Annotated in this window: 7 protein-coding genes; 2 read left to right on the plus strand and 5 right to left on the minus strand. The window is 45.4% G+C overall.

Features of this window, described 5'->3' with window-relative positions:
* Positions 1–982: 982 nt before the first annotated feature.
* A complete protein-coding gene (locus ATL17_RS16800; RefSeq protein ID WP_133574016.1) occupies positions 983–1,324 on the minus strand; it encodes a hypothetical protein in 342 nt (113 codons plus the stop codon).
* Positions 1,325–2,248: 924 nt separating this feature from the next.
* On the opposite strand from ATL17_RS16800, the gene ATL17_RS16805 reads away from it, so the two are divergent.
* Positions 2,249–7,675 (plus strand): DUF4011 domain-containing protein, encoded by a 5,427-nt coding sequence (locus ATL17_RS16805; RefSeq protein ID WP_133574017.1) that lies wholly within the window; start codon positions 2,249–2,251, stop codon positions 7,673–7,675.
* A 69-nt stretch (positions 7,676–7,744) separates the two neighbouring features.
* Here the strand turns inward: ATL17_RS16805 and ATL17_RS16810 are convergent, their stop codons facing one another.
* The 4 genes from ATL17_RS16810 to ATL17_RS16825 are packed head-to-tail and all read right to left on the minus strand — an operon-like array spanning position 7,745 to position 14,010.
* Positions 7,745–10,570, minus strand: coding sequence for a type I restriction endonuclease subunit R (locus tag ATL17_RS16810; RefSeq protein ID WP_133574018.1), 2,826 nt, complete (start codon positions 10,568–10,570; stop codon positions 7,745–7,747).
* 5 nt (positions 10,571–10,575) lie between these two features.
* Entirely contained in the window at positions 10,576–11,202 is a 627-nt protein-coding gene (locus ATL17_RS16815; protein WP_133574019.1) for a GIY-YIG nuclease family protein, read from the minus strand.
* 22 nt (positions 11,203–11,224) lie between these two features.
* Entirely contained in the window at positions 11,225–12,439 is a 1,215-nt protein-coding gene (locus ATL17_RS16820) for a restriction endonuclease subunit S (protein WP_133574020.1), read from the minus strand.
* A complete protein-coding gene (locus tag ATL17_RS16825; protein ID WP_133574021.1) occupies positions 12,436–14,010 on the minus strand; it encodes a type I restriction-modification system subunit M in 1,575 nt (524 codons plus the stop codon). The genes ATL17_RS16820 and ATL17_RS16825 overlap by 4 nt, the downstream gene beginning before the upstream one ends.
* Positions 14,011–14,291: 281 nt before the next feature.
* Between ATL17_RS16825 and ATL17_RS16830 the strand changes: the two genes are divergently transcribed.
* The gene (locus ATL17_RS16830; RefSeq protein WP_133574022.1) at positions 14,292–16,154 is read left to right on the plus strand and encodes a DEAD/DEAH box helicase; all 1,863 of its coding nucleotides are present in this window, start codon (positions 14,292–14,294) and stop codon (positions 16,152–16,154) included.
* The last annotated feature ends 931 nt before the right edge of the window (positions 16,155–17,085 follow it).

Here is a 17,085-nt window from a genome sequence, read left to right on the forward strand (position 1 = left end):
CATCACAGGCATCTCAAAACAACTGATATCCAACGATTTCAATAAGTTAGCCAAGACGCAGTTCGATGTAAAGGGGCATTTTTGGTCTACCATTTGGTCTACCCTAAAGGCCCCTTGATAGATCGCTGGGTGCCCTCGAGATTGTCGCGCGGTTTAGGATGGATTTCTCAGGGCACCCCACCCCCACCGGGGGGAAATGACAAAAGCTAACTAATACGAATACCGCTTCAGATTTTTTCAGTTTTTGCTTTTGTGTCATCCCACATTTTTAGGACCTGCCAAGAGCGCATTTAAAAGACACACAAAGCCCCCTCAGGGACTCTCTGAGAGGCCTTTAAGGCAACAGCTAGACATACCCACATGGGACGATTAGCGACTCTCTATGGGCATTTATTTGGCTTGCTGGGATGCCGGAGGGGAGACAGAAGAAGCTACCCAGAAGGATACGTATAAGCACTTATGCTTGAGACAGAAAAATAAGACGAATGATTGGAGACAATTGTTGTTGTGATGAACAACATTCCCTTTTGAGATGTCTCAATGAGAGACCCAAGAGGGAGACACAAAGAATGGCACTAGGTGTTGTTGTGGCTGCAGCCACCAACAATTGACCAATAACAAGACCACATGAGTTGCAAGCGCAGGATAGGTCTCAGGTGGGTCTCAGATTCTTTCGTGGGAAAGTTGTCTTTGTATATTCTCTATAAGGAGTTCCCCAGACAAAGCTCATTTAAAAGACCAATATTGCAGCAGCAAAAAGAACAATCTCAGGCTCCCCTGCAGCGATCCCCATCAACACTTGTTGTCTTCACTGGGGACACGCACAGCTATCTCAGCGATTAACCCAGGGATACACCCAGCGTCTAGTCTTGGCTGTTGTCTTCAAACAACGAAACGCTGGGTGTCTCAAAGTGTGTCGGCAAGGGGAGCTTTAAGTAACCTCAGGGAATTCCTCAGGGATCCTCAAATGATAAGTGCGGGATTATCTGTCGAAACAGCTCTCGATCCTGTCTATCAATTTCTGTCCCTTTCCCGACAATTTTACAAGCTTCAGCTGCCGATTCTCTTCATTAACGTAGACTTTAACCAATTCGTGGCCGCCGCAATTCTTGTTTCTGTTGCCGATTTCCCAATAATAGACGTGTCGAGCAGCCTCCGCATAGGTCAAACCACAACGCTCTTTCAAGCCGTGGATGCTTAAAGTCTCACCATCTTGATCTGACTTAGCAATCTCAAGAAGCGAGTTTAACATGTTGATCGGTATCTTGTGCCCTAGTTCGTCAACTACCTTATACGCAGCAATCAAATTTGAAACACTCGTCATATAACGCCTCCATAAATTAAGATGAGACAACAAAACTAATGAGTTATTTCAGCGTGTCAAAGTAATAATTTGAACATAAATCCACTAACGTAGTTATATATTCGATATTAAATTGTTCATATTTGATTTATTTGAATAAACTTTGAAAGTAGTAACCCCAAGATAACGGATAATTATTTCTTTATCTAATTAAATGTAAATGAATAAATCAATTGAACCTTTGTATTTCAATTGCAATTTAGAAATCTATGTTCCAGCAAAAACTAAGCTGAATTTATTTAACCAATTTTTTCACTGAAAAAATCAGTATCTGAGACTTTAATCGTATAAAATTTTGACCGGGGATCTTTTGGTCAATTCGAGTGGCTAACATTTTTGAGCCAGTTCCCAAAATCATTGATTGTCAAATCACGGCTGCTTTTCCAAAGAACGGTTTAAAGATTTCGGCAAAATCGCTATATTATAAAGGTTATAATTTCACCTCTCCATCGTTACTGTGAATATATAAATTTCTATGAGACAATACGATTCGAAGTGTTTAACTCATAATTTTTTGATCAATAAAACACACCCAAAATTCGACAATATCTGTCTTTCGAAATACAATAATACTAGGTTAGCCAATACTTAGTATATAAAGCGCATTACTCCAGGATCGCCAAAAATGAATATCTAAGTTGAGTGTATCTGAAAGTTAGGGTTAGACACAGCATTCATTCCTAAAAGTGAGATTTAAACATAGTTTGAGTTTACAGAAAATATTCAGACTTTCACTCCGCAACGCAATCAAATTAAAAGCAAACTGCCCAATCATGCGCTTTCGATAGTGATAGGTTTCTACATTAAGAAGCTGACGTTTGGGATTGCATTACATTATTGATTAGGAATAGTCTTTCGTTGTTTTTGAAAAATTTGGATTATGGCATGAACGACAGTCACGGGGACATTGCTGAACTCGTAAATTCAAGAATCGCTGGCTTGCGTCCTCGTTTGTTAGACTTAACACGACGAAATCCACTGATCTCGACATCACTATCACCTAAATCCAAGTCCTATATCCGAGTGGTTGATGAGTTGCCTGATGTTTTGCTCTACAATCTGGCCAATGGGTCGGATATGCGCCTCATTGCATTGCCAGATATCGACCAATATCCGAAAGATGAAGAAAGTCAGGAGTTTCAGGACGCGCTGCGAGACGCTCAACTTCTAGACGATGTATATAAACAACAAATTGATGAAATCGACCTAAATTCCGACAACCACTTGAAGCAATCGCTAGAAGCGGAACGCGCACTGCGGGACCGGGTACGCGCTTCGCTCGGCATGCCTAAGCGCCAAGAAAACTACAATTTTGACATAAAAGCGCATGCAGTTAACAACGGTATTTCACCATCATATGATTTGCCGTTAAGAGGACAACAAGAAAACGAAAGCCATTTCGATGACGACATTCAAACCTTGCAGCTACCTGCTGCATTAGGCAAAAAGTTAAGGGGTCTAGAAGCAAATTGCCGAACTTGGGAACAAGAAACGGGAATTAACGTACTCCATTGTGCATTTGGTTTCGTTGAATGGTCAGAAACTGACGCGTCACAGACCTCAATGGCCCCACTTGTTCTATTGCCTGCTAACCTGAATAAGAAAAAAACAGCTAATGGATATGATTACAAGGTAACAGGGACTGGTGCGAGCCCGGATATAAACGGGGTCTTCTCTGAAAAACTAAAAAACGACTTCGGAATTGAGCTGCCACAATTCCAAGGGGGCTCAATTGAGGAGTACTTCAATACTGTCGAAGAAATTACCCCCAGAAACATCAAGTGGCGAGTCCGGCGGCAGGTAGTTATAGGAGTGTTCCCTTCAGCGCGGATGTCTATGTATTTCGACTTGGACCCGGAACGCTGCAATTTTAATGACAATGAGGCGATTAGTAAGATTTTTGGGGGTAGCACGTCCTCGGTCGGTCCATTTTTCGCTGATGATTACAATGTTGACGAGCCGCAGGTGGAAAACAAGGTGCCCTACCTTGTTAAGGACGCCGATGCATCACAATTCAGCGCCCTCGTCGATATTGCAAACCATCAACACCTAGCGATTGAAGGGCCGCCGGGCACAGGAAAGTCCCAAACAATTGTCAATGCTATTGCAGGTGCTTTAGCAACAGGGAAACGAATACTATTTGTGTCAGAAAAAATGGCAGCTTTAGAAGTCGTAAAAAACCGGCTGGAAGAAGTCGGCTTGGGTGAATTCGTGTTCCCATTGCAAGCCGGGCGATCTAACAAAAAAGAAGTGATCAATTCGATAAGGGAACGGCTGTCCGCATCCCGTGCTCGAACAGAAATCGACTTTCAAAAAAATGTACAGAAATTTCGCCATGCACGAGACGAGATTTCTAAATACATTAGTGTTGCATCGCAAGAATTCGCTGGAAGTGGTAAGTCTGTTCACGAAATTATCTGCTGTGCAATTGAGGCCAAAGAATTGCTAGATAATTATAGTCGAGAACTTAAAGCCTCCCCATTCGCTAGTGAATATCAATTTAGTGACGACAATATTTCGGACCTTGAGAAGCTCGCAACTCGGGCGAGAGACTGTTACAAAAAGGTGAGCGAGTGTGCGACAATTTGGGCCGGTGTAAGGACCTATTCGCTATCAACCTTCGAAATTGACGAGTTATTTGTAAAGTTGGACAACCTAGCTTCCAATGCAAAAGAATGCATCGAAGTTGAAAGTTGCCTCGCAGAAATCGATAGTCGACTGCTAAACTACACCTCGATAGAACTGAATAACTTACTCACTTTTTTAGAAAACCCCGAACTTAGAAGATCACTAACGTCCGAACTGAAGCGGTTATGTCTGGAACCTGACGGTTTATCCAGAATTGAGAAAATTAGAAAAACACTCGCTCGGCTCGTGTCATTAGACGAAAAGCTCCAAGTATTTTTCGAGCGATATCCCCCATACGACACTATGATCTTTTCAGATTTAGAAAGTTTGTTAGAGGATAACGAATTAACGAATATTTCTAAGAAGGCATTTGCAGAACGCGGCGAAGACCTAAAAAATCAGAAAGCTCAATTTCAGACGATTGCCGCAGCCTTGAACGGTGCGGACAAAATTGCGCCCCAATTAAAAAGCTGGGACTTTTTAGATATTTCTGCAATCTCAGCCCTATGTCAAAATTTGGGACGTGACGGATTACTGCTTCGCCGACATGAACTTCAAAACCCACTTGCGATTAAGGTACTTCGAGAGAAGTGCAACGAAGGCGTTTACTTGCGAGAACAAGAACGTCGATTGAACGAAAAGTTTGTAAATTTGCACAGAAGGACCACTGAGACAGTTGAAGAGTGCCTGGTCGCGCTCCGTCGCAAGCCTTTGCTAGATATCATTGATCGAAAGTATTCGAAAGCCAAGAAGACTTATCTCGCGATGTCCCGGAGTGTTAAATTCGTCTGGGATGAGGCTATATCCGAACTCGAAGAAGCAGTTGAATGGCTTGATAAATATGATGAATTTTGCAATGACGCACAAAATATTCAGCTGTTCGGACTTAATTTTAAAAAACTAGAAACAGATTTCGAAATACATTTAAAATTCGCTGAATTCTATGATGTAGCTCAGTCACTGTTTAGCTCTATTGACAAGAAAGATCTGTTGAATTTCTTGTGGGAGACTCCCACAGAAGTATTGATGAATGTGCCTATACTGGAGATCGATTGTCCAGGGGCTTCGTTGGATACTGTGTTTCAGGACATCAAAGAGCTTGAAAAAGCTGAATCAAATTTAGAAGCACACTCCACTACAATAGACCAAGCGTCACTTTATTTTCGCAATCCTGGCGATATCGACAAAGCTTCACTAAGAGTATTGGCTACTTCATTCTCAGAGCGGGGAGAATTGCTCCGTCAATTATCCTCGTTGTTAGGAACAGTTTCCAAACAAATTGAAGAGGGCGATGCTGAAGGAGAATTCGAACGGTTTGAATGCTTCAAATCTATTTTTTCGAAGATAAACGGCATCCTAAGCGACGAAGATCTATCCAAAAAACTAATCTCTTTGTGCGAAGATAAGTTTACTCGTAAGCACATCAAGGAGTTTGTCAGCTTAAGTGCCAGCCGCGAAATGATCCAAAAAGAGTTAGGGGGGGTGTTGAGCTTCACTGGTCAACCCTTTTGGCTCGAATCCGATTCTGTAACACTGGCGCAAAACATTGAAACCGCAATTGAGGACATCGGAGGTTTTGAAAAAGCTGCGAATTTTGCGAAAGCCTTCGACGAACTTTCCGATTTAGGTTTTGAGTTCGTAACCGAACTCTATTTAGGTAAGTTGGGTAACTTAGAAGGTTTTCCAGAGTACCTAATCGCGCGAGCAAAATGGGAAGCGGCACGAGAGGTCTTTGCGCAACATAGCGAAACTCTGCAAAAATATGACGGCGCGAGCTTGGATGACTTGAGGGAACAAGTTGCTCAGCTTGACGAAAACTTAATTAATGCTTCTCGCAATCAAATCAAAAATGAGCTGCTTGAAGCCACTTCGCCACCTCAAGGGAATGGCGTAGGTCGCAAGTCTACCTGGACTGAAATGTCACTGATATACAACGAAGTTGGGAAAACTCGGCATATTCCAGTGCGTGATCTTGTTCATCGTGCCGGTAATGCTCTGCGCAGCATAAAGCCATGTTGGATGATGTCGCCGTTGGCAGTTGCTCAATATCTTGAGCGTACGCCCAATCTTTTTGATCTATGCATAATTGACGAGGCCTCGCAGATGCCTCCAGAAGACGCACTAGGCGCAATGTTCAGATCAAAACAGGTAGTGGTGGTCGGCGATACCAACCAATTACCCCCATCAAATTTCTTTAAGAAGATGTTGGATGAGGAAGACGTCGACTACGATGAGATTGTTGATGAAGAGTCAATTTTGGAATTGGCTAACAACGCATTTCGACCGCAAAGACGGCTTCGTTGGCACTATCGATCGAGGCATGCAGATTTGATCAGATTTTCGAACAGGCACCTCTATAATGACGACCTGGTGGTTTTCCCGACGGCCAATGAAAACGATCCTAATATGGGGCTGCGTCACGTTGAGGTTGAGGGAACTTATAAGGCGGGAACGAACCCCACTGAAGCGCGTGCTGTGGTCGAGGCGGTCGTGGACTTTATGAAAGCATTTCCACATAAGTCACTTGGTGTCGTCGCACTAAATGTAAGGCAACGCGACCTCATTTACGAGTTGTTCGATGTGGAGCGGATGAAGTCGAATGAAATTCAGGCCTATGAGGAATATTGGCAAGATCACAATGAAGGAATTGAACGCTTCTTCATTAAAAACCTGGAAAATGTGCAAGGTGATGAGAGAGACACGATATTTATCAGTACGGTTTATGGGCCGGAAAAAATTGGTGAAAGGGTTATGCAGCGTTTCGGACCGTTAAACGGACAATCGGGAAGGCGCCGACTAAACGTTTTGCTCTCACGTGCAAAGCACCAAATCACCACTTTCACTTCGCTTAACTCAAAGGACATTCTCGCGACAGAGGCCGGAAATTCAGGTGTCTATTTATTGAAAAAGTGGCTGGAATTTTCCAAAACCAAGCAACTCGACTCTGGTTCGATCTACGGTCGAGAGCCTGATTCTGAGTTTGAGGAATTCGTCATCAAGCAGATAAGAGCATTAGGCTTTGATGCCGTACCACAAGTGGGAGTTAAAGGGTACTCCATCGACATAGGCGTACGGCATCATAAGTGGCCGCACGGCTTCATAATGGCGGTAGAATGCGATGGGGCATCTTTTCATTCCTCACGCTCAGCCAGGGACCGTGACCGATTGCGACAAAGTGTACTCGAAGGCTTAGGCTGGAAGTTCTACAGAATATGGTCCACTGACTGGTTCCAGAATGCAAACAAGCAAACTCAACTACTTCGCAATGCACTTGAAGAGCGACTGGAAGAGCTTCTAAGTAACCGAAATAATGAACGAGACGACGCCGAAATCAATTTAACGCCTCTCAACTTTGAACCTGAGGACGACGCCGTCGATGTTGAAGATGATCAAATCACTCTGGATTTCTCACCCAAAGCAACATCTCTTTTGAAAGACGAGAGTCGGCAAGACAGCAACCGAATCCAAATTGGCGACACTGTTCGTGTTCGAAGGACCGATAGCGAAGACAGTGTTCTTCAGTTCACGATCTCGGCCGACACCTCTGATCCCGCCAATGGGATTGTAAGTGCCGGTTCACCGATTGCCGAGGCACTGATAGACGCAGAGGAAGGGGAGGAAGTTGAGATATTAATTAACTGCCAGGTAAAAAAGGCGCTTGTGGAAAAAATCCTTCCAAATTGAAGCACCGGAAATTGCAACACCTTGTTTTTTAAGTGGGTGCTCTTCTCTAACTTAGACTGTACTGCGTTGTTACCCCATACCCTCAATAAACGTCTCAACATAGTCTCGGATTTTGCCAATAATCCGCTCGGCGACAGGTTTGCGCTCTTTCAGTTTGGGCTTTGTATCCATAATGCCGATCACATCATCGCGCATGGGCATTCTGTCGGTGAACAGATAGTCACTAATGATCTTTTCGAGACCTTGTTGAGACAACCCTTCGTCACTCCCAAGCTCATCAAGTGCTTGCTGCTTTTGTTCATCCCAAAACTCGGCAAAAACCTCGGAGACTTGGGTGCCGTCTTTAACGTGCGGCAAGTGCTGAGAAATGAATTCCTCGATAAGCTCTTTTTTGCTTCTGAGGTTCACTTCGCTATCGAGAAGGTTCGCCACTGTCTGCTTGGTTGTGTCTTGCTCTGTTGGCGTCTTATCTTTCAGGTTGTGCAGCAATGAAATGATGTAGGCCACATTGATGTTGTCGTTGGTGATCAGTTCCATCTCAAAGTCAATATCATTGAGGATTGAGACTTTTTCTTTTTGCTGTTTCACCTTGTAGTTCAAGTCGCCATATTTGCTTTTATAGTCGGCAAATGTTTGCGCATCTAAAGGCAGATCGTCGAAAGAGAACTCAGTAAAACACTCAAGGATATTGAGGAGCCGCGCGATAGACCGGAAGGCGAGAATGAAGTTCGCCTCGTCTTGTTCGTCGCCTAACTCATCAACGCTTTCAACGGTCGGCGCGATGGCCAGCAAGTTGGCATAAGCAGTATCAAACTGTTTGAGGTAGTCTTCATAAGGAGCCAAGAAGATATCTTCATTGGCCTGTTTGTTGGCGAACAGTTCAATCGCCTGATCTGTGGCTGGCTTAAGGTTGCGGAAGCACACTACATTGCCTTGAGACTTCTTCGCTCCAAAGATTCGGTTGGTCCGGGAATAGGCTTGCAGCAACCCATGATATTTTAAGTTTTTGTCGACATAGATCGTGTTCAGCGCCTTGCTGTCAAAGCCAGTGAGGAACATGTTTACCACGAGGAGAATATCGATCTCCTTCTTCTTTACGCGCTTGCCGATATCCTTGTAGTAGCCGTAAAAATCATTGGTGGAATAATTGGTCGAGAACATGGTGTTGTAATCGTCCATGAAACTGTCGAGATGTTCCCGCGAATGAGCATCTACAGCCTCACCAGTTCCGCCAGGCGTCACATCGGCTTCTAGTGTGCCATTGTCATCCGACTCTTCGTTCGCATTATAACTAAAGATGGTCGCCACATTGAGCGTGTGCTCACCAGCTTCTTTTTTCTGCTTGAACAAATTGTAATATTTGATCAGCGTCTTGACGTTGGAGACACAAAAGATCGCAGTGAATTCACGGTTATGTGTTTTGTCACCATGGTGGCCAATGATCCAGTTGGTGATGTTGTTGAGACGCTCAGGTGCCTCCATCGCCTCTGCTGTGTCGATATCTTCCACCTCGATATCTGCAATGCGGTCCTTCTGTTTCACCGTGCGGATATATTCGACGGAGAACTTAAGCACATTCTCGTCGCGAATGGCGTCTGTGATCACATATTTATGCAAACATTCGCCAAACAGGTCTTTGGTGGTGCGCTTGCCCAAATCGTTCTTTGAGGCATTGTCTGCGAAGATTGGGGTGCCCGTGAAACCGAAGAGCTGGCTGTCATGGAAGAACTCAGTGATCCGCTGGTGGGTTTCCCCAAATTGCGACCGATGACATTCGTCAAAGATAAAGACAATACGCTTATCTGCCAGGTCGCCCATGCGCTGCAAATGTTTCTCTTTGCTGATCGCGGTGTTGAGCTTTTGCAGCGTGGTAACAATCAGCGGTGTATCGTTGGCGAACTGCTTGACCAATTGGCTGGTGTTGTTGGTGCCATCCACTGAGCCATCAGAAAAGCTATTGAACTCTTTGATGGTCTGATAATCGAGGTCTTTCCGGTCGACCACAAAGACCACCTTGTGCACCTCGGGGGATTGGGTAAGTATCTGCGCGGTCTTGAAAGACGTGAGGGTTTTTCCGGACCCTGTGGTGTGCCAGATATAGCCGTTCTTTTTGCTTTCTTTGACCTGATCGACAATCGCCTCCACCGCATAATATTGATAAGGGCGTAGGGCGAAGAGCTTTTCCTCGCTCTCATTGAGCACAATATATTTGGTGATCAGTTTTGAAAGCTGGCATTTCTCCAAAAAGACTTTGGCAAATTCGTCCAGCTTGGTGATCTTTTTGTTGTCGCGATCTGCCCAAAAGAAAGTCTGCTTAAAGTCTGCCTTGTCGTTCACGCGTGGCGGATTGTTGGCGAAATATTTTGTGTTCACCCCGTTGGAGATCACAAACAATTGCAGATAACCAAATAGGCCACGCCCTGCGGAAAAGGTGTGGCGGTGATAGCGGACAATCTGATTGAACGCCTCTTTCATCTCAAGGCCGCGCCGCTTCAGTTCAATCTGCACCAAAGGCAAGCCGTTGATGAGCAGCGTCACATCATAACGGTTGTCATATTTGCCACGCATGGTGATCTGATTGGTCACCTGATATTGGTTTTTGCACCAATGTTCCTGATTGATCAGTTCGAGATAGCCAACGGTGCCATCATCGCGCTGATAATCGATCTTCTCGCGCAGAGTTTTGGCCTTTTCAAACACATTGCCGCGCGATAGGCGAATAAGCACCTGATTAAACTCCGCGTCACTCAGCGCAACGCGATTGTGCTTTTCCAGTTGGGTCTTCAAGTTCGCAACAAGTTGATCTTCATCTGCAATATGCACCCGCTCAAACCCGAGGGTTTGCAACTGATCCACCAATTCATTTTCAAGCGCTTGTTCAGATTGGGTGCACATAGGATTTATGAGTTTTCCATTTCTTCGCGAATATCTTTTAAAAGCCGCCCTTCATATTCCCAATATTGAGCGCCTTGGGCAGACGTCCAGTTAAACCCGAGGGAAACGAGCGCTTTCAATGCCGCCGCTGATAAGCTCATCTCTTGATTTTCAAAAATAACCTTGGAGTTGTTCAAAACGGTACAGGTAATCTCTGGGTCTTTGGCGTGAGTAAGAACGGCGCCCTCGGGAATATCGACCATCTTGAAGCTGAAACGTTCCGCGCGTTTTTCCAATTTGCGCATGGCCGCCACATCTTCTGGCGTTTCGACAATATCCATATCGGGCGTTAGGTTCTCCACCTCCACCATTTCTAAAATATCGACCACTCGTTCGGGGGCGATTTCGAAGAACTCGCGATTGGCGTTCACCCGCACATCGCGAAAGGCGCTGTGAATGCGTTTTTCTACATTTTTGGATTTCGGCACAAGCGAAGCGCGAAAGCACTCAAAGGGCACGGGCACACCAGAGGTATAAAGGTCGCGCATCCGCATTTCGATGGCGCGTTCGGTCACGCCCACCTTAATATACCCGGGCATCGCCTCATTGGTGAGAACATAAACAATATGAAAATCAGGATTGTCAAAAGTCATAAAAAATCTCTATTGGGGCGCATCAGACAAACATCTGCTGCAGTAGGCCTTTTTTGAAAAGCTTGGCTTGTTCTAATTTGTCACTGACGTGGTTGATTTTATCGTCGATGGCAGTAAGGAAGTCAGCGATTTTTCGCTGCTCTTCCAAGTGGGGCACTTGTAGCTTGACGGTTGCAAAGGCCGAAAAACTTATTTGTTTGCCCTCTCTTATTCCGATTACAGTTGCCGACAAACGAGAGATGAAGTCCTCTTTCTTAAATAGGTGTCGGAAGAAGTCATCGTAAATCTCAATTTTTGGAGACAAAACCGTGTAAGCTGGACTACATATTCCTAATATCTCGGAATATTCGATGCCACCTTGAAATGATCTAAGACTAATCACAAAGTGACCAGGACATACTTGTTTGTAATTGGCAGTATTTTCACTCGCATATTGTATTTCCCGATCAGTTGCACTGCGAGCCACGATGCCGTCTTTCTGCGTAACCGAGAGGACAGGCAATGTCCCATCATGGGCTTTGTCAGATATGTTCTCGAATACTTGACCAGCCTTAGTGTCTTCCCAATCCGGATAGTCCTGCCCATTCTCATCTTTGAAGCGCAGGGATTGCGAAAAGAGCTTTTGCATCACGCCCTTTTTATATCGCTCTAACAGCGCCTTTTTTTTCGTCAGTTTGGCGATCTTGTCATCCACCGCCCCAAGAAAGTCCGCGATCTTTTTTTGTTCGGGGAGAGCGGGGGCGTATATGTCTAGTGAACCCAATTGATCTGCATACAAATGCACAACTGATACACCCTGTGCGAGCGCCGCAAGCCTGTATCGCCCCCCTGAAGAGAGATAACTAGCCAAAAACCGAGGATCATGTGGGGAGCGAATAATGTTTAAATCACCTCCTAAAGCAACTCCCTTTTGGGTCACAGCACTTGCCGTTGCGATATCAATCGCAGTTTCGCCAGATGCAGGAATAATAACTTCGTCGCCAGAGGAGAGCATGAGATCATCAGTTGAAACTGAAGTTCGAGAAATGACCTCAGATATTAGACTGCCATAATGTGTGTACAGCTCACCATATCTTATGCATGGCGTAACCCCATTAGGGCTTATATCCGCCTTCGCAATACCCTTGCCTTTCGAAAATCTTGCGATCTCCTTTAATTTTTTAAGTTCCCATTTATCAGAAAATCCGGGAAATCTGAGTGTAGGTATGTTTTTTTGGACACCAACTTGAGCACTCATTTACGCACCTCGAACGGCGAAGCGATACCAAGCTCCTCGCAGAACCTAGTGATGGTCTGATCTGTATCCACCATCTCTTTTTCAAGCGATTGCAGCTTACTCACCACCTCATCGAGATCAATTTCCTGCTCTTCCTCAAACGTATCCACATAGCGCGGAATATTGAGGTTATAGTCGTTTTCAGCCACTTCGCTCAGCGGCGCAACATAAGAATACTTGTCGACGGTCTCCCGTTCCTTGAGGGTCGCCACAATCTTTTCGACATGATCGTCGGACAGGGCGTTTTGATTGCCCACTTTTTCAAACTCGGCGCTGGCGTCGATAAACATGATATTGTCGTCATGCATCCGACATTTTTTAAACACCAGAATACAGGCCGGAATAGAGGTGCCATAAAACAGGTTGGCCGGAAGCCCGATCACCGCATCAAGGAAGTTGCGCTTTTCAATGATATAGCGGCGAATGGCCCCTTCTGCTGCCCCACGGAACAAAACCCCATGCGGCAACACCACCGCCGCGGTGCCATTTTCGGCCAAGTGAAACAGCATGTGCTGCACAAACGCAAAGTCAGCTTTTGAACTCGGGGCCAGCTTGCCATATTGGCTAAAGCGGTCGTCGGTTTCATTGAGGGGATTGTCTTTGCCTTTCCATTTCGCAGAAAAGGGCGGATTGGCGACCACGGCTTCAAACCGTTGCCCCATATGTTGCGGCGCGGTCAGCGTGTCATCCTGTTTGATATCAAATCGGGAGAAGTGCACATCGTGCAAAATCATATTCATCCGCGCCAAGTTATAAGTGGTCCGGTTAAGCTCCTGCCCGTAAAACTCGCCCACATCAGCTTCTTTAGAGATGCGCAGCAACAAAGACCCCGAGCCACATGTTGGGTCATAGGCATCTTTGATCCGGCTTTTGTCCATGGTGACCACTTTGGCCAAAATGCGGGACACTTGTTGCGGCGTATAGAACTCTCCGGCTTTCTTCCCAGCCCCGGAAGCAAATTGCGCAATCAAATATTCATAGGCATCGCCCAGCACATCTGAGTTCGCATCTTCAAGACGGAAATCAATTTTATCCAGGTGGCGGAGGACCTTGGCGATCAACTCATTTCGCGCATCCGGCGAACGGCCAAGCTTGGTGCTATTAAGGTCAATGTCCTCGAACAGCTTGTTAAAATCATCCTCGCTCTCCGTGCCCATGGTGGAGCGCTCAATGCCATCAAGAATGGTCTGCAAATCTTCGATAATGAAGTTGGCTTTGGTCTGGTTCGCCCCATTGCCACGAATAGTGACCGCTGAGAACAACTCATTAGGCCTCAGGAAATAGCCGAGCTTTTCAAGACACTCGTCTTTAATGGCCTCAATATCATCCTCATCCACCACCAGCGCATAATCTTTGATCTCTTCAGTTTTCAAAAGATCGTTGGCATAGATATGCAGCTTTTCCGACAGGTACTTATAGAAGATAAAGCCCAGAATATAATCACGGAACTCATCAGCATCCATCTTGCCGCGCAGTTCATTCGCGATGGCCCAAAGTTGCTTTTCCAGCAGTTGTTTTTGCTCAGACGTCATCTTCACTCAAATCAAATTAAATCAAACTCAACGCAAGGTGCCGTGTTGGCAGTGATTTGGCAAGTGATTGCGCCCTGGGGTCTTTTAATTCTAAATTGGGTACCCTCCAGAGGCTACATTCATTCTCAGTTTTCCATCATGATATTGAAAATGTCTTCCAGCGTTTCTTCTAAAAGCTCTGTTTGTTTCCCAATGACATATCTTGAGGAAGCCACAACAGACGCCTAAATAAGCGCTGTCTCCCCCTTTAGAAAACGACAACAATCGTATGGATTCTTTACATGAAGAATATCGTCGATATGCGAGAATTTGAGCGTCTCGCACCAGAATTCTATCGATCCCAAACGAACAAACAATTGTTCCCCAAACAATTGCAGCTTTGGCTCCAGATAGCTGAAGAATGCAACGCAAAGATTCTCAACAAAGATAATGAATCGAAAAACTTCACAATCATTCCGCATCCAACAGGCATTGGAAAAACCTCAGCAATGGTTGCCTACTTCGCAGCCCTCGCCAGACAAAACCAAGTTTTCCCCAAAAGCAGAACGCGTGGTCTTATTGTCGTTCCTGAGATCAAACAAGCTGATCAGATTGTTGAAAGCATCAACAAAACGGCTGAAAGACAAGTTGCAGCAGCTCATCATTCAGAATCAAGTCCAGCATCTGATCTATTGGATGAATTTGACTTTCTCGTAGTCACTCACAGTGGGTATGCCCTGGCCCTCAGTTCGGAACTGGATGATTATTTCTCACCTAAAATATGGCTCTATTCTTTCGCTGATCTTGTCGTAATAGACGAAAACCCAGAGGAACTTGTTGAGACATTTTCAGTAAATGTTGATGAAGTCGAGGAGCTTGTCCGGTTAGCGGCTGCATTTTTACCAAATGAGTATCAACGTGAACAAGAAGTCCTTTCTTCATTGGTCGACTTCTGTAGAGACCATAAAGAAGCTGCCAAATCCGAGCTGACATCGACCAGTATGCCTAACAACATTTTGAATGCCGAATTCGAATTGAACGCTTTCGGTGTTGCATTGAGTGAGCAAATTGAAGCTGCGTCACTTGTTGAGCTGAGTAAGGACAATGATGGGCGCACCTTGATCCGTCCTTTGACGCGAGATTTGCAATTCATGTTGCGAAATTGGTTTTGGTTGAGATCCGTAGCTGGTGGCTTGCAGCTTCTTTCTTCACGGTTCTTGCTTGCTGAACATGAGCGTATGCCGATCATATTGGATGCCACAGCTCATCTTATGCCCACTTGGCAACATCCTGCAATCAACGCTCGTATCGTGTCGCCGATTGTAAACGCACGAACCTACAAAAATGTAAGACTGCTTGTTTCGCGGGAGAACGGCAATGGCAAACTCAGCAAAAAACAGAAACAGCGGTTTGAGAGTGTTCTAGATACGGAGCGAGCTAATGATGTTGAAGTTCTGGTTGTATCACATAAGAAGCACCTTGAGGCGTTTACAAAGTTGGCAGGTCAAAATCCGAAGTTTCATCGGGGACACTGGTTTAGCATCAACGGCAAGAACGATTGGGTAGAGTGTCGACGCGCTTACTTCACGACACTCCCCTTTCTTCCAGGTGAGGTTCATTCACTGAACGAACTTGCACTTGATCCTCCTTCCCAAGGCACTGTCCTCTTTCGACATGATGTAGAAACTTCAATAGACGCTACCGCTGCAAACCTCATTCAGGCAATCAACCGCACGGCTTGTCGCGTCCCTATCGACTCAGATGGCAACTGTGTGGAATGTGTTTTGCACCTGTATCTCCCTGAAGGAAAACGTGGTGATATCATTTTAGATCGTATCACTGAAGCCATGCCCGGCATTCAAGTCCTGGATTGGAGACCTATTTACAACACACCGCCAGACGTTGGTCGATCTAACGTTTCGAAGACAATGTTTGCTTGGGTCTTGAAGAATCCTGGCACGAAGACGACGACACAACGTTTAAGCAACGAATATCAACTCTTCACGGACACCCAGCGTAATGAACTTCACCGGATGCTCCGAAATGAAAATCATCGCTTAACCAGAACGCTAAAAAATCTGGGCGTTGAGGTCAGTATTGAAGGTGAAGGACGAAACCGCACTTATCATTTGAGGATCCCTGAGGAATTCCCTGAGGTTACTTAAAGCTCCCCTTGCCGACACACTTTGAGACACCCAGCGTTTCGTTGTTTGAAGACAACAGCCAAGACTAGACGCTGGGTGTATCCCTGGGTTAATCGCTGAGATAGCTGTGCGTGTCCCCAGTGAAGACAACAAGTGTTGATGGGGATCGCTGCAGGGGAGCCTGAGATTGTTCTTTTTGCTGCTGCAATATTGGTCTTTTAAATGAGCTTTGTCTGGGGAACTCCTTATAGAGAATATACAAAGACAACTTTCCCACGAAAGAATCTGAGACCCACCTGAGACCTATCCTGCGCTTGCAACTCATGTGGTCTTGTTATTGGTCAATTGTTGGTGGCTGCAGCCACAACAACACCTAGTGCCATTCTTTGTGTCTCCCTCTTGGGTCTCTCATTGAGACATCTCAAAAGGGAATGTTGTTCATCACAACAACAATTGTCTCCAATCATTCGTCTTATTTTTCTGTCTCAAGCATAAGTGCTTATACGTATCCTTCTGGGTAGCTTCTTCTGTCTCCCCTCCGGCATCCCAGCAAGCCAAATAAATGCCCATAGAGAGTCGCTAATCGTCCCATGTGGGTATGTCTAGCTGTTGCCTTAAAGGCCTCTCAGAGAGTCCCTGAGGGGGCTTTGTGTGTCTTTTAAATGCGCTCTTGGCAGGTCCTAAAAATGTGGGATGACACAAAAGCAAAAACTGAAAAAATCTGAAGCGGTATTCGTATTAGTTAGCTTTTGTCATTTCCCCCCGGTGGGGGTGGGGTGCCCTGAGAAATCCATCCTAAACCGCGCGACAATCTCGAGGGCACCCAGCGATCTATCAAGGGGCCTTTAGGGTAGACCAAATGGTAGACCAAAAATGCCCCTTTACATCGAACTGCGTCTTGGCTAACTTATTGAAATCGTTGGATATCAGTTGTTTTGAGATGCCTGTGATG

It is taken from the genome of Maritalea mobilis (genome assembly GCF_004363175.1).
Lineage (GTDB): Bacteria > Pseudomonadota > Alphaproteobacteria > Rhizobiales > Devosiaceae > Maritalea > Maritalea mobilis.